Source organism: Rhodanobacter sp. Root480 (genome assembly GCF_001426645.1).
GTDB lineage: Bacteria > Pseudomonadota > Gammaproteobacteria > Xanthomonadales > Rhodanobacteraceae > Rhodanobacter > Rhodanobacter ginsenosidimutans.
In genome coordinates this window covers 82,431-100,717 of record NZ_LMEX01000001.1, presented here as the reverse complement: position 1 = coordinate 100,717, position 18,287 = coordinate 82,431, and the positions used below count along the sequence as shown (strand labels likewise).

Here is an 18,287-nt window from a genome sequence, read left to right as displayed (position 1 = left end):
CCTCCTGACCTCCCCTGCTTCGCAGGGGAGGAACCGATACATCACTTCTTGCCGCGCTCCATCATCGCCTTCAGATCGGCAAACGGATTCCCCGTGGCCGCAGGCGCCTCATCGACCGCCATCACCCCGCCGCGCACGTGGTCGATGTGCCTCGAATGCTCGTTGTCGTGGCAGTACACGCACAGCAACTCCCAGTTGCTGCCATCGGGCGGGTTGAAATCGTGGTCGTGGTTGCGGTGGTGGACGGTCAGTTCCTGCAGGTTGGCACGGGTGAATTCGCGGGCGCAGCGGCCGCACACCCAGGGGTACATTTTCAGCGCCCGCTCGCGATAGCCCAGTTCGCGCTGTTCGGCGTTGCGGCGGGCCTCGGCCACGATGCGGTCGAGCTTGGCGTTGTCGATGGCCATAAGGATTCCGGGGCGAAAATCGGGGGCTCCGACGATAGCGCAAAACCGGGCCGTGCCAGCATGTTGCCGGGGGTTGGACGATGAACGACGCCATACGGTCGCGTTCCCGTGAAAAGCGGCCATGGCGGTATACTGCGAGGCTATCGTTCATGAATGAAAACGGATGAATCCCAACTTCCTCGACTTCGAACAACCCATCGCCGAACTGGACGCGAAAATTGAGGAGCTGCGCCACGCCAGCGATGGCCAGGCGTTCAATATCGACGAGGAAGTCGGCCGTCTGCGCGAGAAGCTGAAGATCAAGACGGCGGAGATTTTCCGCAACCTCAACTCCTGGCAGACCACCCAGCTGTCGCGCCACCCGGCGCGGCCGTACACGCTCGACTACATCGGCGTGATCTGCGAGGAATTCCACGAGCTGGCCGGCGACCGCATGTATGCCGACGACGGCGCCATCGTGGGCGGCCTGGGCCGCATCGACGGCCGGCCGGTAATGATCATCGGCCACCAGAAAGCCCGCGACACCAAGGGCAAGATCAAGCGCAACTTCGGCATGCCGAGGCCAGAGGGCTATCGCAAGGCGCTACGCCTGATGAAGATGGCCGAGCGCTTCCAGCTTCCGCTGTTTACCTTCATCGACACCATGGGCGCCTATCCCGGCATCGGTGCCGAGGAGCGCGGGCAAAGCGAGGCGATTGCCCGCAATCTGCTGGAAATGGCCGAGCTGAAGGTGCCGATCATCTGCACGGTGATTGGCGAAGGCGGTTCCGGCGGCGCGCTGGCCATCGGCGTCGGCGACCGCACGCTGATGTTGCAGTACTCGACCTATTCGGTGATCACCCCGGAGGGTTGCGCTTCGATTCTTTGGAAGAGCCCCGATAAAATCAAGGATGCCGCCGAGGCACTGGGCATGACCGCCCCGCGCCTGCTGGAACTGGGCCTGGTCGACAAGGTGGTGCGTGAACCGCTGGGCGGCGCCCATCGCAATCCTCGCTCGATGGCGATCCGGCTCAAGGCCGTACTGCTGAACCAGCTCGACCAGCTGCAGGCGATGCCGACGACCGACCTGTTGGAACAGCGCTACAAGCGCCTGCGCGGTTACGGCGCGTATCAGGAATAGCCGTTCCGGGAAAGCGTTGCTCACGGATTAACTCCCACGAGCAGTACTGGGCGGCGTTACCATCGGCGCATCCTTCGACGGAGAACGTCATGGCCCACGACGCCGCCAAACTTGCCGTACTGATCGACGCCGACAACGCCCAGCCATCGCTGGCGGAAGGGCTGCTGGCGGAGGTGGCCAAGTACGGCACCGCCCACGTCAAGCGCGCCTACGGCGACTGGACCAGCCCGCAATTGCGTGGCTGGAAGGACCAGTTGCTGACCCAGTCGATCCAGCCGATTCAGCAATTCGGATACACCAGCGGCAAGAACGCCACCGACTCGGCGATGATCATCGATGCGATGGACCTGCTCTACACCAACCGCTTCGACGGCTTCTGCATCGTCTCCAGCGACAGCGATTTCACCCGGTTGGCCGGGCGCATCAGGGAATCGGGCCTGTTCGTCTACGGCTTCGGCGAACGCAAGACGCCGACGCCGTTCGTGGCCGCCTGCGACAAGTTCATCTACACCGACGTGCTGGCCAGCAGCGCTTCCACCGAAACCGAGGCAGCGCCGAAGCAGCGCTCGTCCAAGGAATTGCGCGGCGATACGCGCCTGGTGAACCTGCTGCGCAATGCCATCGAAGCCACCTCCGACGACGACACGGGCTGGGCGCAACTCTCGCGTGTCGGCCAGAACATCAACAAGCAATCGCCGGAGTTCGACTCGCGCAACTACGGCTACGCCAAGCTGAGCGGGCTGATCGGCGCCATCGGCCTGTTCGACGCCGAGGAGCGGCAGGTCGGCAACGGCAAGCACATCTACGTGCGGTCGCACGCCAGGAAATGAGCGACCCCCTGCAGCAACATCTCGCCGCCAGCCTGGCGGCGACCGAACCGGTGCCGCTGTGCGTGGGCTTCAGTGGCGGTGCCGATTCCACCGCCCTGCTGCACGCGCTGGCACAACTGCCACAGGCGCGTGCGAACGGCCTGCGGGCCTTGCACGTCAACCACGGTTTGCAGCACGACAGCGAGGCCTGGGCCGCGCATTGCCAGCGGTTCGGCGAGGCATGGGGCGTGCCTTGCGAGGTGGTGCGCGTGCAGGTCGAGGACGGACGTGGTGACGGGTTGGAAGCGGCGGCCCGACGCGCCCGTCACCAGGCGTTCGACGCGCACCTGCGCGAGGGTGAACGGCTGGTGCTGGCCCACCATCGCGACGACCAGGTGGAAACCGTATTGCTGAAACTCCTGCGCGGCGCCGGCCCGGACGGGCTGGGCGCGATGCGCACGTTGCGGCCGCTGGGTCATGCCCAATTGTGGCGGCCGATGCTGGACGTGCCGCGGGCGTCGCTGCGCACTTACGTCGAGGCGCACAGGCTGGCGTTCATCGAGGACCCCAGCAACGCCGACATCCAGCTGGCGCGCAACTACCTGCGCCACGAGATCCTGCCGCGACTGCAAGGTCATTGGCCGCAGGCAGCCGATTCGATCCTGCACAGCGCCGCCCTGAGCCGCGCCGCCGCCGATGCCTTGCGCTCGCAATGGCTGGGGGCACTGGAACGCCTGCGCGATCCGGCCACCGACAGCCTCGACGGCCAGGCCTGGCTGGCGCTCGTACCGGCGCTGCGCGATCCGCTGCTCGATCACTGGCTGCATGCACGCGGCCTGACCGCGCCCACCACCGCCCAGCGCCAGCAGATCGAACGGCAATTGCGCGAATCGCGCCCCGGAAAACTGCCCTGCATCCGCTGGCCCGGCACGGAGCTGCATATCTGGCGGGGACGTCTCTGGAGCGTGCCGCCAGCCACAGCCATCGACCCGCAATGGCAAACCGAGTGGCGCGGCGAGCCCCTGCACCTGCCCGACGGCGGTGAGCTGCTCCTGCTACAAGGTGCGCAGCTCGACCCGCCGATCACCGTACGCCTGCGTCGCGGTGGCGAACGGATCAAACCGGCGGGCGATGCGCACACACGCGAGCTGCGCGACCTGTTCCAGCAGGACATGATGCCGCCTTGGCGACGCCCGGCCTGTCCGCTGCTGTATGCCGGCGACGAACTGGTGGCCGTCGCCGACCGCTGGGCCAGCGCCCGCGGCGCGGCACTTTTCCAGCAAGCCGGTGGCCGGCCGCAGTGGCGACCCGGCCGCTGAAAGCCCACACGCGCCTGCGGCACAACCTCACGCCGATTGATTCCCTGCAGTCACTGCGTTAGCGTTGCGGGCCATGGCCAAGACCGCTCCCGCACCCGAAACACCGCCCGCCGCCGACTTCGAGCATTCGCTGGACGAGCTGGAGCAACTGGTGGCACGGATGGAAGGTGGCGAACTGAGTCTGGACGAATCACTCACCTCCTTCGAGCGCGGCATCGGCCTGTACCGCCACTGCCAGCAGTCGCTGGAGCAAGCCGAGTTGCGCGTGCGCCTGCTGCTTGATCCCGATGCCCCCGACAACGCCCAGCCGTTTGAACCCGAATCTTGAAGCGCTGATCCTGCGCGCCGAACAGGCGCTGGATCACCGCCTTCCACCCGCCGACCAATCCCCCGCCGACCTGCACCGCGCGATGCGCTACGCCGTGCTCGGTGGCGGCAAACGGCTGCGCCCGCTGCTGGTGTACGCCGCCGCGCAGGCACTGGGCGAAGACGGCCCGCAACTCGATGCGGCCGCCTGCGCGGTCGAACTGATCCACGCCTATTCGCTGGTGCACGACGACCTTCCCGCGATGGACGACGACGCGCTGCGCCGCGGCCGCCCCACCTGCCACATCGTGTTCGGCGAGGCGATGGCCATCCTGGCTGGCGATGCGCTGCAGGCGCTGGCGTTCGAAATTCTGGCCGAGGACACCACCCGCCAGACCAGCCCCGAGACCGGCATGGCCATGCTGCGCACGCTGGGCCGCGCCTGCGGTGCCGAAGGCATGGCCGGCGGCCAGGCGCTGGACCTTGCCGCCGTGGGCCAGCCGCTGACGCTGGCCCAGCTGGAGCACATGCATGCCTGCAAGACCGGCGCGCTGATCCGCGCCTCAGTGCAACTGGGTGCGCTGGCCGCGGGCGGCGATGCCGACGAGCTGCTGGCACTGGATGAATACGCCAGCGCCGTGGGCCTGGCGTTCCAGGTGCGCGACGACATCCTGGACGTTGAAGGCGAATCCACCGTGATCGGCAAGACCGCCGGCAAGGACGCGGCCGCCGGCAAACCCACCTTCCCCTCGATCATCGGCCTCGACGCCTCGCGCGCACGGCTGGCCGAGCTGACCGACGTCGCACTGCATGCCATCGCGCCGCTGGGCGAACGCGGGGCGTTGCTGGAAGAGCTGGCCCGTTACGCCGCCGAGCGCGCCAACTGACCACCGCAACGCCATCGTTCCGGCAAGAAAAAAGGCAGCCGGATGGCTGCCTTTTTTGGTCACCGCAAGTCGATCAGTACCAGTCGATCAACACCGGCAGATCACTTGATCAGGCGCAGCGTGAACGGGTAACGATAGGCCACGCCTTCGTTCGCCTTGATCGCGGCGATGATGGTGAACACCAGCCACGCGACAGCCAGCACCCCCAACAGCAAAATACCTATCAGTACGAACATCAATATCCACGATATAGCCGCGGCAATCATCACGGTGATGTTGAAATTCAACGCCTCCTTCGCCTGATCCGCAGCGAACGGCATGGTGTCTTTCTTCACCAGCCAGATCACCAACGGGCCAAGGAAACACAACCAGCCCGCAGTGACCAAACCCAGCAACGCGGAAAGATGCCCGAACATCGCCCATTGGCGCTGCTCGGCCGATGGTGCACCGCCCAGCGGTGGCTCACCGGACGGCGGCGGGTTGTCGGGCGGCGGGGGTATGACGGACTCGGGTGGAACGCTCATTGCGCATCTCCTTGGCGTCGACAGCGCCGGCCAATTGCCGGTGCCTTGAATGCTAGCAAGCCTTGAGGGGCTGTGCAGACATGTCGCGACGCGCCACGCAAACCATTCGGCCTATTCCCCCGCCACCGTCATCCGCTCCAGCAGGATCGAGCCGGTGAGGATGTGCGAGCGCGGGTCCACATCCGTGCCCACCGCCACGATGCCGGCGAACATGTCGCGCAGGTTCGCGGCGATGGTGATCTCCTCCACCGGGTAGGCGATCACCCCGTTCTCGACCCAGAAGCCGGCCGCGCCGCGCGAATAATCACCGGTGATCGTGGAGACGCCCTGGCCCATCACCTCGGTCACCAGCAGACCGGTGCCCAGGCGCTGAAGCATGCCCGCGAAATCGTGGCGCGACTGATCGACACTGCCCGGCTCCACCACCAGGTTGTGGATGCCACCGGCATTGCCGGTGGAGGCCAGTCCCAGCTTGCGCGCCGAATAGCTGCCCAGCACGTAGCGCGCCAGCACGCCGCCTTCGACCAGCGCGCTGTCGCACGTGGCCACTCCCTCGGCATCGAAATTGGCCGAACCCTGGCCACGCGGCAGCCGCGGCCGCTCGTTGATATCGAGCCAGGCCGGCATCACCGGCTTGCCCACGTGATCGAGCAGGAAGCTGGCCTGGCGATACAACGCACCGCCGCTCACCGCGCTCAGCAGATGACCGATCAGCCCGCGCGCCAGCTCCGGCGCGAACAGCACCGGGCACTGCCGCGTCGACAGGCTGCGCGCACCCACCCGCGCCAACGTGCGTTGGGCGGCCTTGTCGCCCAGGGCCCTGGCGCTGATGAAATCGCCGGCCGCGCGCACGCTGTCGTACCAGTAATCGCGCTGCATGCCATCGTCGTCGCCGGCAATCAGCGACAGCGACAGCGAATGCCGGGTGCCGCGCTCGCGCCCCACGAAACCATGCGAGTTGGCGTACACCGAAAGCCCCTGCCCGGCCTGCACGCCGGCGCCGTCGGAGTTGGTGATGCCGGCGTGGGCGCGACCGGCTTCCTCGATCGCGATACCCAGCTCGATCGCCTGCGCGGTGTCGATGTCCCACGGATGCCACGTGTCCAGGTCGGGAAAGGCATCGGCCATGCGCGCGGGATCGGCCAGGCCGGCGGCGGGATCTTCCTCGGTATAGCGGGCGATGGCGCAAGCCTGGTCCAGCGTGGCCTGCAGCGAATCGGGATGCAGGTCGGCGGTGCTGGCCGAGCCCTTGCGCTGGCCGAAATACACGGTGAGCCCGAAGCCGCGGTCGCGCGTGTGCTCCACCGTTTCCACCTCGCCCAGGCGCACGTTCACGCTCAGGCCGGTATCGATGCTGGCGGCCACCTCGGCCTGGCTGGCGCCGGCGGCACGGGCGCGGCGGATCACGTCCCCGGCCAGTTCGGCCAGGCGGTCCAGATCCTGCTGGCTGCTGTCGCGGGTGCTGCGATCCTGGCTGGTAACTTCGCTCACATCGGTTTCCTGCAATTTGAAGAGGGTAGAATGCACGGTTCGCAACCGCTCGACAGCCCGACATGGGGTCGACGCGGTCAAATGAAAAGCGCGCCAGCCGAAAGCAGGACACCGCCATGACTGTAGTCGCCGGCGTCTACCGCCACTACAAGGGCCAGCCGTATCGCGTGCTGGGCACCGCCCGCCACAGCGAGACGATGGAACCGTTGGTCGTCTACCAGGCGCTCTACGGCGAGCGCGGCCTGTGGGTACGACCGGCCGCGATGTTCAGCGAAATCATCGAGGTGAACGGCGCGCCGGTGGCACGCTTCGCCCTCGAACAAGCCGACACCTGACCCACCACAGGAATACACCGTGAGCCCCAGCCGCAGCCGCAACCAGACCGAACTGTCCGACGAGGACTACGGCCCCAGCCGCACCCAGCAACGCCGCGAGGCGCTGGCCACGTTGACCCTGGCCAGGCAGCTGGTGGAGCTGCCGCCCACCCGGTTGGCCAAACTGCAGCTGCCCGACGATGTGCGCGACGAAGTGGCCACCACCCGCCGCATCACCGCCCACATCGCACACAAGCGGCAACTGGCCTACCTGGCCAAGATCATGCGTCGGCATGGCGACGAGGCGTTCGAATCGGTGCGCGCCGAACTGGGTGAAAACCGCGATCGCCAACGCCAGGAAAAAGCCGCCATGCACCGGCTGGAAGCGCTGCGCGAGCAGTTGCTGGGCGAGGACGAGGGCGCGCTGTCGGCGCTGATCACGGAGCATCCCGGGCTGGACCGGCAGCACCTGCGTTCGCTGATCCGTCAGGCCCGCAGCGAGCGCGACACCAACAAGCCACCACGCGCCTACCGCGAGATTTTCCAGTTGCTGAAGGAATTGACGGCTGACGGTGATAGCGATTCTGTGCCCGACGAAGCCCTGTAGACACAGACTTTGTAGGAGCGGCTTCAGCCGCGATGCTGTTGCCTTGGAACCGGGACAACAGCGTCGCGGCTGAAGCCGCTCCTACAGGTGCGCGGTCGCCGGCCAGAAACCGCCGATACCCGCCACACCCTGCGCACCCACTGAGCGCGCCTCGTCCGCCATCGAAGAATCCATGCCGCCCAACGCATAGACCGGCAACGCGGCCGCTTCAGCCAACACCTGGAACGCGGGCCAGCCCAGCGACGCGGCGCCCGGGTGGCTGGCGGTGGCAGTCACCGGCGACAGCGTGGCGAAATCCGCGCCCAGCGTCACGGCACGCGCCAATTGCGACGCATCGTGGCAGCTCGCGCCGACCACGTGATGCCACGGCAGCGGCCGCCCTGCCAATGCAGCCAATCGCGCTGATTTCAGGTGCACACCGACACCCAGCGCACGCGCGCCGTCGATATCCTCGTTCAACAACAGTTGGGTGCCGTACCGTTCGGCCAGCGGCAACAAGTCCGCTGCCAATTCCCGCACCTCATCGCGCGGCCACAGCGGCAGGCGAAGTTGCAGCAGGCGTTCGCCGTGCACGATGGCGGCGGCCAGCTGTTCGCGCCAATGGTCGCGCTGCACCAGCGGCGCATCGGCCGGCGTGATGGGATAACTCTTGGGCAACCGCAACGCCTGCAGCAGCGGGCGATCGGCCGGTGCCAGTTGCGCCTGGTCGACGTCGATCGGCAATTGCCAGCGCAACGCCTGGCCTTCCAGTGATCGCGGCTCGCCGCGCCAGCGGGTGACACGCCAGGCATCGAGCAACAGCTCGTGGTGGTTGTAGCGCCAGGGAATGCGGATGAGCGGCGTGGCCTGTTCCACGGCCACGCCCAGTTCCTCGTCGAGTTCGCGCGCCAGCGCCGCCAGCGGCGTCTCGCCCGCTTCGAGCTTGCCACCGGGGAATTCCCAGGCGCCGGCCAGGTGCTTGCCCGGCGGGCGCTGGGCCAGCAGCAGCCGGCCATCGGCATCGATCAGCGCGGCCGCGACCACGTGCACGGCGGCGGCCCGGCTCAGCTGTTGCGCAGGTATTCGACCATGTCGAAGGCGTAGGCGTGCTCCGCATCCGCCGCGTGGTGCACGCGCGACACCTCGGTCCACTCGCTGAAATGCACGCCGGGGAAAAACGTGTCGGCACCATCGATCGCCGCGCCGACCCAGGTGAGGTACATGCGGCGGGCCTTGGGCATCGCCTCGGAAAAGACCTGGCCGCCGCCGATCACCATCAACCCGGTGCCGCAAAGCGCCTGCGCCTCTTCCACCGAGCGCACGGTGATCTGGCCCGGAAACGGTGCCTCGTGCTTGCGCGACAACACCAGGTTGGTACGGTCCGGCAGCGCACGGCCGATCGATACGGCGGTGTTGTAACCCATCAACACATGCTTGCCCACGGTCAGCTGCTTGAACCAGCGCAGGTCGTCCGGCAGGTGCCACGGCAACTGGCCGTTGCGGCCAATGGCAAAGTTCTCGTCGAGTGCCGCAATCAGCGATATGGCCATGAAGAAACTCCAGGATGCAAAAGTTTGATGATCGGGCAGGAGCCTGCGGCGGACACGGCGCGTGGCATCACCATTCTAGCGATGAACACGGCCCCGGTGACGCCGCGCGCCGGCTCGAATCGCTATACCGCCACCGGCGCCTTGATCGCCGGATGCGATACGTAATCCTCGATGACGATGTCCTCGTAACGGAAATCGCCCAGCTCGCGCACGGCCGGGTTCAATGCCAGCCGCGGCAGCGCCAGCGGCTCGCGCGTCAGCTGCAGGCGCGCCTGTTCGAGGTGGTTGTTGTACAGGTGCGCGTCGCCCAGCGTATGGATGAAGTCGCCCACCTGCAGGCCGCACACCTGCGCCACCATGTGGGTGAGCAAGGCGTAGCTGGCGATGTTGAACGGCACGCCCAGGAAGATGTCGCCCGAGCGCTGGTACAGCTGGCAGCTGAGTTTGCCGTCGGCCACATAGAACTGGAACAGCGTGTGGCAGGGCATCAAGGCCATTTTCGGCAGTTCGCCCACGTTCCAGGCGCTGACGATCAGGCGGCGAGAATAGGGATTGCGGCGGATCTCGTCGACCACCCAGCGGATCTGGTCCACCGCCTCGCCGTCAGCGGTAGGCCACGCCCGCCACTGCCGGCCGTAGACCGGCCCCAGATTGCCCTCGGCATCGGCCCACTCATCCCAGATGCGCACGCCGTGTTCTTTCAGGTAGCCGATATTGGTGTCGCCGCGCAGGAACCAGATCAGCTCGTGCACGATCGATTTCAGGTGCAGTTTCTTGGTGGTGACCAGCGGAAAACCTTCCGCCAGGTTGAAGCGCATCTGCCAGCCGAACACGCTGCGCGTGCCGGTGCCGGTGCGATCACTTTTTTCGGTGCCATGGTCGAGGACGTGGCGGAGCAGGTCGAGATAGGCGCGCATCGGGCAAGTATAGGTGGCGGCGCCCCTTACGCGAACCGCACGACCGCCCCGCGCCATTCCCGCACGGTCCGAACCGGGCTTAGACTCGGGCTTTTCCAACGACGAGAGCGACGCCATGGCGCAGTGGTACTTCAGTTACGGCAAGAACACCGAGCGGCTGGGCCCGTTCGACGATACCGCGGCGAAGGCGCAGGCCCGGCGCCAGCCCGACGGCTACTGCTGGAGCGAGGGTTTTGCCGAATGGAAGCCGATCCGCAGCGTGGCCGCGCTGGCCGATGAAGTCACCCTCGTGCCGCCGCCGATGCCGCCATCGATGAGCGGCAGCCGCGCGGACGAGATCGACTACCGCATCGTGGGTACCGACATGCAGTTCGTGGAGATCGAGCTCGACCCTGGCGAAAGCGCCATCGCCGAGGCCGGCGCACTGATGTACAAGGAGTCGGCGGTGCAGATGGATACCGTGTTTGGCGACGGCGCCAGCAGTGGCCAGTCCGGCGGCGGCCTGATGGACAAGCTGCTCTCCGCCGGCAAGCGCGTGGTCACCGGCGAAAGCCTGTTCACCACCGTGTTCACCCATCGCGGCCAGGGCAAGGCCAAGGTGGCATTCGCCGCGCCCTACCCCGGCACAGTGATGGCGATGAAGCTGTCCGACCACGGTGGCCGGCTGATCTGCCAGAAAGACGCGTTCCTGGCCGGCGCCCGCGGCGTGCAGTTGGGCATCTTCTTCCAGCGCAAGATCCTCACCGGCCTGTTCGGCGGCGAGGGTTTCATCATGCAGAAACTCGAAGGCGACGGCTGGGTTTTCGTGCACGCCGGCGGCACCGTGATGCAGCGCGAACTGGCGGCGGGCGAGCGGCTGGATGTGGATACCGGCTGCGTGGTGGCGTTCCATGACGGCGTCAGCATGGACGTCCATCCGGTAGGCGGCATCAAGAGCATGCTGTTCGGCGGCGAAGGCATGTTCCTGGCCACGCTGACCGGCCCCGGCACGGTCTGGCTGCAATCGCTGCCGTTCTCGCGCATGGCCGGCCGCATGCTGGCGGCGGCGCCGCAGGGTGGCGGTCAGCGGCGTGGCGAAGGTTCCATCCTGGGCGGTCTGGGCGACATCCTGGGCGGCGACCGCAACTTCTGACGCCACCCCTGAATGGGCTGAATGTGGGAGCGACTTCAGTCGCGATGCTTCTGCTCTGGAGCTTCAAAGCGAGAGCATCGCGACTGAAGTCGCTCCTACAATATTTTTTTGCGGCGAATCGCCTGTCAGGCGTTCGCCAACGGCAGCGTCGGGGCGCGGCGCGACATCGCGATCAGCACCACGCCGATGACGATCAGCGGCAGCGACTGCATCTGCCCCATCGTCACCCACGACGTGCCGAACAGGTAGCCGAGCTGCGGATCGGGCACACGCACGAATTCCACCGCGAAGCGGAAGCAGCCGTAGAGCAGCGCAAACAGCCCGGAGACCAGATAACGCGGCCGCGGCTTCAACGACACCAGCCACACGATGACAAACATCGCCACGCCTTCCAGCAGCATCTCGTACAGCTGCGATGGATGTCGCGGCAGGCCACCGTATTGCTGCAAGGTGGGCCACAGCGCGGGATGGCTGGTTGCATAGGCCACATCCTCCGCATGCGCATTGGGGAAAATCATGGCCCACGACAGCGTCGTGGGCTTGCCCCACAGCTCGCCGTTGATGAAATTGCCCAGCCGGCCCAGCCCCAGGCCGATCGGCACCAGCGGCGCCACGAAATCGATGGTGTCGAAGAAATGCAGGCTCTGCCGCCGCGACCACCACCAGCCCGCGGCCAGCACGCCCAGCAGGCCGCCGTGGAAACTCATGCCGCCGTCCCACACCTTGAACAGCGCCAACGGATCGCGCCAGATCCAGCCGATGCCACCCTCGTAATAGAACAGCATGTACCACACGCGCCCGCCCACGATCACGCCCATCATGCCGTAGAAAAACAGGTCGCCCAGCGCGTCGCGGGTCACCGGCAAACGGCCGTGCCGGCGGCGATACTCGCCCAGCACCGCCACGAAGAAGAACCCGAGCAGATACATCAGCCCGTACCAGTGGACCTGGACCGGACCAAGCTGAAAGGCAACCGGGTCGAACGCGACGATGTGGGGCTGGGACATGGCGGCCAGGCTGGCAAACAATTGCCTAGTGTAGCGGGCCGCGAATAGGCGGACACCCACTTACGAACCCCTTTTCCCGTGGCTAGAATCCGCCGAAGCAGACCGGTTCCACCGGGGGTGGGACGGATGGCAGGTTTGCGAGTTGCACCTTCGACCGGATCGCCGCGCCTGTCGCGGCGAAAGCCTTCACACGGAACGTACCAGGGGAAAACCGATGTCTCATCGCGTCATGCGGACGGCACTGTCCGCGTTTTGCCTGCTGCTGCCTGCCGTCGCTGCAGCGACCGACCTGATCCCGGTCGAGAACTTCGCGCGTCACGCGTTGCTGTCCATGCCGACGCTCTCGCCAGACGGCAAGCACCTGGCGGTAAACATGAACGAAATCGACGGCGACTCGCACATGTTGGCGGTCTACGACCTGGACGACATGACCCGGCCGATAAGCATGCTGCGCCTGCCCAAGTACGAGCTCGCCACCGGCATCACGTGGGTCAGCAATACCCGGTTGGTGGTGGAAAAAGGCAAGCAATACGGTTCGATCGACAAGCCGGTAAGAACCGGCGAAATCCTCGCCACCGATATCGATGGCAAGCATCAGGACTACCTGTACGGTTTCGAGAGCAAGTTCGGCACGCGGGCGGCGACGCGCGGTACCGACCGCGGCTGGGGTTTCGTCGATGGATTGCCTACACCTGTCAATGGCCACTTCTACATGGCTACGCAGAACTGGGACAACAATGACTACAGCACCCTGTATGACGTCGACGCAAGCCGAAATACCCGGAAACTGATCGGCAAGATCGGCGTGGGTGGATTGAGTTTCATGGTGGACGCCGCTGGGCAGGCCGTCTATGCGTACGGCCGTGACGACAGCTGGAATTATGTCGTCTATCGCCAGGGACCCCATGGCTGGCTCCAGTTGAGCGCGGCCACGATCGGGGGCAGCTTTACCCCGCTATTTCCCACCCCCGACGGGAAGCGTATCTACGCCAAATACGACGCTGGCGGTGGGCCGCTTTCACTGGTGGAACAGGACGAGGACGGCGGCAACCGCAAGACGCTCGCCAGCGACGCTTTCAGCAGCATCGGAAATATCCAGTGGACGGCTTTGCCCTACCGGCCGTTTGCCACGACACCCGCCACCGGCCTGCCGATGGTCACCTACATTGACGCCACCTCGCCAGAAGGCAAATTGCACCAGGCTCTCAGCCTGAAGTTCCCCGGCAAGCTGGTCAATTTCATCAACTACAGCGAGGACGGCGGCAAGCTGTTGTTTTCGGTCAGCAGCGACCGCGACCCGGGAACCTATTTCCTGATCGACACGCACGTCTACAAGGTAACCAAGCTGTTCGCCGTGGCGCCGTGGATCGACCCGACGAAAATGGCCGAGCGACGGCCACTGCATTTCAGGACTGATGATGGCGTCGAACTGGACGCCATTCTGACGATTCCCAACGGTGTCAATCCGCGCAACCTGCCGATGGTCCTGCTGCCACACGGTGGCCCGGTCGGGGTGCAGGACGACTGGTTCTACGACACCGACGCACAGTTCCTGGCCAATCGCGGCTATCTGGTGCTGCAGGTGAACTATCGCAGTTCAGGCGGCCGTGGCGCGGATTTTCTGGAGGCCGGCTACCTGAAATGGGGCACCCGCATCCAGCAGGATCTGATCGATGGCGTGAAGTGGGCGATTGCCGAGAAATATGCCGACCCTCAGCGCATTTGCGTTTACGGCGGCAGTTTCGGCGGTTACTCGGCGATGATGACCACCATCCGCGCGCCAGGCATGTTCAAGTGCGCCGTCGGCTACGCCGGCATCTACGACCTGGCCATGATGTACAAGAAGGGCGACATCAAGAGCAACGAGTCCGGTCGCAGCTACCTCAAGACGGTGATCGGCAAGGACGATGCCGACCTTGCCGCCAACTCCCCCGACAAACTGGCCGACAAGATCGACGTACCGGTGCTGCTGATCCACGGCGAGGACGACAAGCGCGCACCGTTCGCGCAAGCCAAGGCGATGCGCGCCGCACTGGATGCCGCGCACAAACCCTACGAATGGCTGAGCAAGCCTGGCGAAGGCCACGGTTTCTACGACGAGAAGAACAACATCGAGTTCTACAACCGTCTGCAGGCCTTTCTGGAAAAGCACATCGGCAAGGGCGCATGACCGATACGCCAGTCAGGTAAACCCGCCATGCCGCCATGGAGGCGTCTTGCCGGAGTCCGGCTCAGAGCAATACGGGCCGGTCCGGCAACTCGTCGGGATTGGCGCGGTCGGTGCCGGGAAAATGCTGCGCCAGCAAGACATTGGCGCGAGCGATGCCTTCGAGGCTGCCCTCGCGCCATCGCCCGCCGGCGTAGTGCTGCTGAATGCGCGCGCAGATCGCATCCCACTCGTCGGCCGCCATTGTCGCGGCGATGCCACGGTCTACGACGATCTCGATGCGGTGCTCGGCCATCAGCACGTAGAACAGCACGCCTGTATTGAGCTCGGTGTCCCACACCCGCAACTGCGCGAACAGCTGCCGGGCACGCATCGCAGCGTCGAGGCCCGCCAACACATCCAGCGGCGCCAGTCGCGACTCCACCACGAAACGGATTTCGCCCAGGTGGGTACGTTCGCCCTCGGTGATCGCTGCGGCCATATCGTCCAGCAACGCAGCCGGGAAGCGTCGACGCAACTGGAACCAGCCGCCGCACAGGTTTGCCCATAACCGCCGCACGCGCCCCATTACCAGCTCCCCGAAGAACCGCCGCCGCCGAAGCTGCCGCCACCGCCGCTGAAACCACCGCCACCGCCGAAGCCACCGCCACCAAAGCCGCCGCCACCGCCGAACCCGCCCCAGCCACCGTGGCCGATCGAGCGGGCCGCGCCGCCGGGCAGCAGCATCAGCAGGCCGCCGACGATCGCGCCGACGATGCCGGCGCCGATCGAGATCAGCAGCCACAGCAACCCGCCGACCAGCACCGCGCCCACCGGCGCGCGCAGCCACGACGGCGCACGCGCCAGCAGGTTGCGCAGGAACAGAGCGGCAAACAGGCCGACCATCAGGCCGCCCTGCAGGCCGAGGCCGGGCCGCTCGCGCTCGGCGTTGCCCTGCACCGGCGGAGGCAAGGGTTCGCCATCGATCAACTGGGTCAGCGCGCCGACCGCATCGCCGATGCCGCCGAAATAGTCGCCGGTACGGAATTTCGGCGCGATGTATTCGCGGATGATCCGCGCCGTGGCGGCGTCGGGGATGGCGCCTTCCAGGCCGTAACCCACTTCGATGCGCACGTGGCGGTCGTCCTTGGCGACCAGCAGCAGCACGCCGTCATCGGTGCCCTTGCGGCCGATCTTGTTGGCTTCGGCCACCGCCAGCGAGTAGCTCTCGATGTCCTGCTCGCCGGTGCTGCGCACCATCAGCACGACCAGTTGCGCGCCCTTGCTGCGCTCCAGCGCCACCAGTTGCTGATCGAGCTGGTCGACCTGCGCGGCCGTGAGTGTTCCGCTCAGGTCGGTGACGTGGCGCTTCAGTTGCGGCACGCTGTCGGCTGCCTGCAGCAGGAACGGCCACAGCACCAGCAGCGCCAGCACGGCGCACCAGCGCGGCGTGCGCAGGAAACCCATCAACGGGTGGCGGCAGGTGCCGGCGCCGTAGTGCCGAAATCAACCGTGGGCGCGGTGGAGATCGCCTTCTCGTTGTCCACGCTGAAGTTGGGCTTCACCTTGTAGCCGAACATCTTGGCGGTGAGGTTGTTGGGGAAGGTGCGGATCATGCCGTTGTATTGCTGCACCGCCTGCACGTAGCGGTTGCGTGCCACGGTGACCCGGTTCTCGGTGCCTTCCAGTTGCGCCTGCAGGTTCTGGAACAGGCCGTTGGCCTTCAGCTCGGGATAGTTCTCGCTGACCACCATCAGGCGCGACAACGCGCTGCCCAGTTCGCCCTGTGCCGCCTGGAACTGCTGGATCTTCTGCGGGTCGTCCAGCGAATCGGCGTTGATCTGCAGGCTGCCGACCTTGGCGCGCGCCTGGGTCACCTCGACGAACACCTTCTCCTCGTGCTGCGCGTATCCCTTGACCGTGTTGACCAGGTTGGGCACCAGATCGGCGCGCCGCTGATACTGGTTGAGCACCTCGGACCAGGCGGCCTTGACCGCCTCATCCTGCTTCTGGATCGCGTTGTAGCCGCAACCGGTGAGGCTGAAGGCGAGCAGCAGCAACACGAGAGGGCGAAGAAGTTTCATGGGCGGCTCCGGTCGGTGGAGGCGCCATTGCAGCATTACCGCCCGGCCCGCGCAAATCGACGCCAGCCGGGCCTCGGCAAGCCGGCTGTCACATCACGGCTCCTGCGCGGCGGCTATCACAGCTTGGCCGGCAGCGCCCCGGTCGGCAATCGTGGACATGCGCAACCGACGCCGCGGCCAGCCGCCCGCATCGAGCGCCGGCCAGCTGCGCACGATCGTCCGGACATGCGCCCCCGACGCGGTGAGCTGCGCCTCGGCCCAGCCGCCGGTGGCGCTGGCACCGGGTACCAGCGCCGCGGCGCCCTCGGCCTTGTCGGTGATGCTCCAGTTGACGTTGCTGATGTGGTTGGCCTTGAGGAAGGCCATCCACGCGGCGGTCTCGCCCTCGGCCACCGCGCCATCACCATTGGCGTTGACCGTGCCCCATTCGGTCACGAACAGTGGCACCCCCTTGTCAAGCGCCACCTGTGCCTTGTTCCGCAGCGCCGGGCCATGTGTGCCGGCGTAAAAATGCAGGGCGTAGGCGATGTTGGCGTAGCCGGTGATCGGATCGCTGGCGGCCACGTCCACATCCTGCGACCAGTGCGGCGTGCCCACCACGATCAGGTTGTCCGGGTCGATCGCGCGGATGGCGCCGATCACGGCTTCGGCGTACGGCTTCAGCGCGTCGTGCCACGAAACGTCCAGCGGCTCGTTGTAGATCTCGTAGATCACGTTGTCGCGATGGCCGTACGTGCGCGCCATGTCCTGGAAAAAGGCGATCGCCTGCGCGCGGTACTGCTCGGCATGGTGCGAGTGCCAGTCGATGATCACGTACATGTCGTTGGCGATCGCGGCGTCCACCACGGTCGCCACGCGCTGCCTGTTCGAGGCATCGGCCAGATAGCCGCCAGGCGCATCCACGCCCATGGCGGCGCGCACGATGCCGGCGTTCCAGTCTTTTTTCAGCCAGGCCACGGCCTGGGCGTTGTAGAAGCGCTCACCGCCCCAGCCGGTGTTGCTCCAGAAAAAGCTGTTGCCCGACACGCTGCCCGGCTGGCCGCCGATCAGCACCTTGTTGCCGTGGGTGGACAACGGCGCCACGGCGCCCTGCGCGGCAGCGGAAAGCAGCCACAGGCTTGCGGCAAACGCGGCCAAGGCCCCACGCAGACAGGGTTTTTTGCAAGCCATGATTTGTCCCCCTGCAACACGGTGCAACGCGGTCCCGCCGCGTGTCACCGCCTGTGTCTCAGCCGAAAAAGCGCGGCCCGAGCACCAGTACCCAGCTCAATACCACCAGCATCATCAGCACGAACACGGCCGCCGAGCCCATGTCCTTGGCCCTGCCGGCCAGTTCATGGATCTCCGGGCAGACCTTGTCCACCACCGCCTCGATCGCCGAATTGAGCAACTCCGCCGACAGCACCAGCAGCGGCGGGCCGACCAGCGCCAGCTTCTCGAGCGGCCCATGCCCCAGCCACAAGCCCAGCGGCACCACCACGATCGCCAGGCAGGCCTCCAGCCGGAACGAGGCCTCGTGCCGCCAGGCGGCCTTCAGGCCTTTCATCGACCAGCGGAAGGCGTTCCAGACTTGCCGTGGCCCGCGAAAACCTTCAGCAGCCATGTACGGCGTCCCCACTGCGCGATCGACCATCGGAAAGCTGTGGCCGGAACGCGGCCTCGCTGCTGAAACCATGGGGCATGGCGGA

The 18,287-nt window shown here is 66.1% G+C and carries 21 protein-coding genes; 9 read left to right on the top strand and 12 right to left on the bottom strand.

Annotation, left to right across the window (positions count from 1 at the left end):
• Positions 1–41: 41 nt before the first annotated feature.
• Positions 42–407 carry a YajD family HNH nuclease gene (locus ASD22_RS00530; RefSeq protein WP_056077507.1) on the bottom strand — a complete coding sequence of 122 codons (366 nt, stop codon included), beginning with the start codon at positions 405–407 and terminating at the stop codon, positions 42–44.
• A gap of 163 nt (positions 408–570) precedes the next feature.
• Here ASD22_RS00530 and ASD22_RS00525 point away from each other — a divergent pair, with 163 nt between their 5' ends.
• From ASD22_RS00525 to ASD22_RS00505, 5 genes are all read left to right on the top strand, one after another.
• Positions 571–1,527, top strand: coding sequence for an acetyl-CoA carboxylase carboxyltransferase subunit alpha (locus ASD22_RS00525; RefSeq protein WP_056077504.1), 957 nt, complete (start codon positions 571–573; stop codon positions 1,525–1,527).
• An 89-nt stretch (positions 1,528–1,616) separates the two neighbouring features.
• Positions 1,617–2,357, top strand: a complete 741-nt coding sequence (locus ASD22_RS00520) for an NYN domain-containing protein (protein ID WP_056077500.1) — start codon at positions 1,617–1,619, stop codon at positions 2,355–2,357.
• Positions 2,354–3,655, top strand: a complete 1,302-nt coding sequence (gene tilS, locus ASD22_RS00515) for a tRNA lysidine(34) synthetase TilS (protein WP_056077497.1) — start codon at positions 2,354–2,356, stop codon at positions 3,653–3,655. Before ASD22_RS00520 ends, tilS begins: the two co-directional genes overlap by 4 nt.
• Before the next feature lie 73 nt (positions 3,656–3,728).
• Complete coding sequence (locus ASD22_RS00510; RefSeq protein ID WP_056077494.1) at positions 3,729–3,983, top strand: exodeoxyribonuclease VII small subunit; 255 nt, start codon at positions 3,729–3,731, stop codon at positions 3,981–3,983.
• Positions 3,943–4,848, top strand: coding sequence for a farnesyl diphosphate synthase (locus tag ASD22_RS00505; RefSeq protein WP_056077489.1), 906 nt, complete (start codon positions 3,943–3,945; stop codon positions 4,846–4,848). Before ASD22_RS00510 ends, ASD22_RS00505 begins: the two co-directional genes overlap by 41 nt.
• Positions 4,849–4,949: 101 nt before the next feature.
• Here ASD22_RS00505 and ASD22_RS00500 read toward each other — a convergent pair whose 3' ends face one another.
• Both ASD22_RS00500 and pmbA read right to left on the bottom strand, forming a co-directional pair.
• A complete protein-coding gene (locus ASD22_RS00500; RefSeq protein ID WP_255357409.1) occupies positions 4,950–5,303 on the bottom strand; it encodes a DUF4870 domain-containing protein in 354 nt (117 codons plus the stop codon).
• A 180-nt stretch (positions 5,304–5,483) separates the two neighbouring features.
• Positions 5,484–6,863, bottom strand: a complete 1,380-nt coding sequence (gene pmbA, locus ASD22_RS00495) for a metalloprotease PmbA (protein ID WP_056080710.1) — start codon at positions 6,861–6,863, stop codon at positions 5,484–5,486.
• A 116-nt stretch (positions 6,864–6,979) separates the two neighbouring features.
• Between pmbA and ASD22_RS00490 the strand changes: the two genes are divergently transcribed.
• Positions 6,980–7,198 carry a DUF1653 domain-containing protein gene (locus ASD22_RS00490; RefSeq protein WP_056080707.1) on the top strand — a complete coding sequence of 73 codons (219 nt, stop codon included), beginning with the start codon at positions 6,980–6,982 and terminating at the stop codon, positions 7,196–7,198.
• Positions 7,199–7,217: 19 nt separating this feature from the next.
• Positions 7,218–7,784 carry a ribosome biogenesis factor YjgA gene (yjgA, locus tag ASD22_RS00485; RefSeq protein WP_056077480.1) on the top strand — a complete coding sequence of 189 codons (567 nt, stop codon included), beginning with the start codon at positions 7,218–7,220 and terminating at the stop codon, positions 7,782–7,784.
• A gap of 81 nt (positions 7,785–7,865) precedes the next feature.
• Here yjgA and ASD22_RS00480 read toward each other — a convergent pair whose 3' ends face one another.
• The 3 genes from ASD22_RS00480 to ASD22_RS00470 form a co-directional block, all read right to left on the bottom strand.
• Complete coding sequence (locus tag ASD22_RS00480; protein ID WP_056077478.1) at positions 7,866–8,813, bottom strand: Nudix family hydrolase; 948 nt, start codon at positions 8,811–8,813, stop codon at positions 7,866–7,868.
• A 14-nt stretch (positions 8,814–8,827) separates the two neighbouring features.
• Positions 8,828–9,313 carry a dihydrofolate reductase gene (locus tag ASD22_RS00475; protein WP_056077476.1) on the bottom strand — a complete coding sequence of 162 codons (486 nt, stop codon included), beginning with the start codon at positions 9,311–9,313 and terminating at the stop codon, positions 8,828–8,830.
• A gap of 122 nt (positions 9,314–9,435) precedes the next feature.
• A complete protein-coding gene (locus tag ASD22_RS00470; RefSeq protein ID WP_056077471.1) occupies positions 9,436–10,230 on the bottom strand; it encodes a thymidylate synthase in 795 nt (264 codons plus the stop codon).
• A gap of 115 nt (positions 10,231–10,345) precedes the next feature.
• On the opposite strand from ASD22_RS00470, the gene ASD22_RS00465 reads away from it, so the two are divergent.
• The gene (locus tag ASD22_RS00465) at positions 10,346–11,362 is read left to right on the top strand and encodes a TIGR00266 family protein (protein WP_056077468.1); all 1,017 of its coding nucleotides are present in this window, start codon (positions 10,346–10,348) and stop codon (positions 11,360–11,362) included.
• Positions 11,363–11,487: 125 nt separating this feature from the next.
• On the opposite strand, the gene lgt is transcribed toward ASD22_RS00465, so the two are convergent.
• The gene (gene lgt, locus ASD22_RS00460; RefSeq protein ID WP_056080704.1) at positions 11,488–12,369 is read right to left on the bottom strand and encodes a prolipoprotein diacylglyceryl transferase; all 882 of its coding nucleotides are present in this window, start codon (positions 12,367–12,369) and stop codon (positions 11,488–11,490) included.
• A 214-nt stretch (positions 12,370–12,583) separates the two neighbouring features.
• Here lgt and ASD22_RS00455 point away from each other — a divergent pair, with 214 nt between their 5' ends.
• A complete protein-coding gene (locus ASD22_RS00455) occupies positions 12,584–14,539 on the top strand; it encodes a S9 family peptidase (RefSeq protein ID WP_235577461.1) in 1,956 nt (651 codons plus the stop codon).
• A 61-nt stretch (positions 14,540–14,600) separates the two neighbouring features.
• Here the strand turns inward: ASD22_RS00455 and ASD22_RS00450 are convergent, their stop codons facing one another.
• From ASD22_RS00450 to ASD22_RS00430, 5 genes are all read right to left on the bottom strand, one after another.
• On the bottom strand, positions 14,601–15,104 hold the full coding sequence (locus ASD22_RS00450) for a TPM domain-containing protein (protein WP_056077461.1): 504 nt from the start codon (positions 15,102–15,104) through the stop codon (positions 14,601–14,603).
• Positions 15,104–15,982 carry a TPM domain-containing protein gene (locus ASD22_RS00445; RefSeq protein WP_056080699.1) on the bottom strand — a complete coding sequence of 293 codons (879 nt, stop codon included), beginning with the start codon at positions 15,980–15,982 and terminating at the stop codon, positions 15,104–15,106. Before ASD22_RS00445 ends, ASD22_RS00450 begins: the two co-directional genes overlap by 1 nt.
• Positions 15,982–16,599: a LemA family protein gene (locus tag ASD22_RS00440; protein ID WP_056080696.1), complete on the bottom strand. Its 618-nt coding sequence runs from the start codon at positions 16,597–16,599 to the stop codon at positions 15,982–15,984. The genes ASD22_RS00445 and ASD22_RS00440 overlap by 1 nt, the downstream gene beginning before the upstream one ends.
• A gap of 93 nt (positions 16,600–16,692) precedes the next feature.
• The gene (locus ASD22_RS00435; protein WP_082520074.1) at positions 16,693–17,769 is read right to left on the bottom strand and encodes a glycoside hydrolase family 5 protein; all 1,077 of its coding nucleotides are present in this window, start codon (positions 17,767–17,769) and stop codon (positions 16,693–16,695) included.
• 58 nt (positions 17,770–17,827) lie between these two features.
• Entirely contained in the window at positions 17,828–18,202 is a 375-nt protein-coding gene (locus ASD22_RS00430; RefSeq protein WP_056080693.1) for a diacylglycerol kinase, read from the bottom strand.
• Positions 18,203–18,287 lie beyond the last annotated feature (85 nt).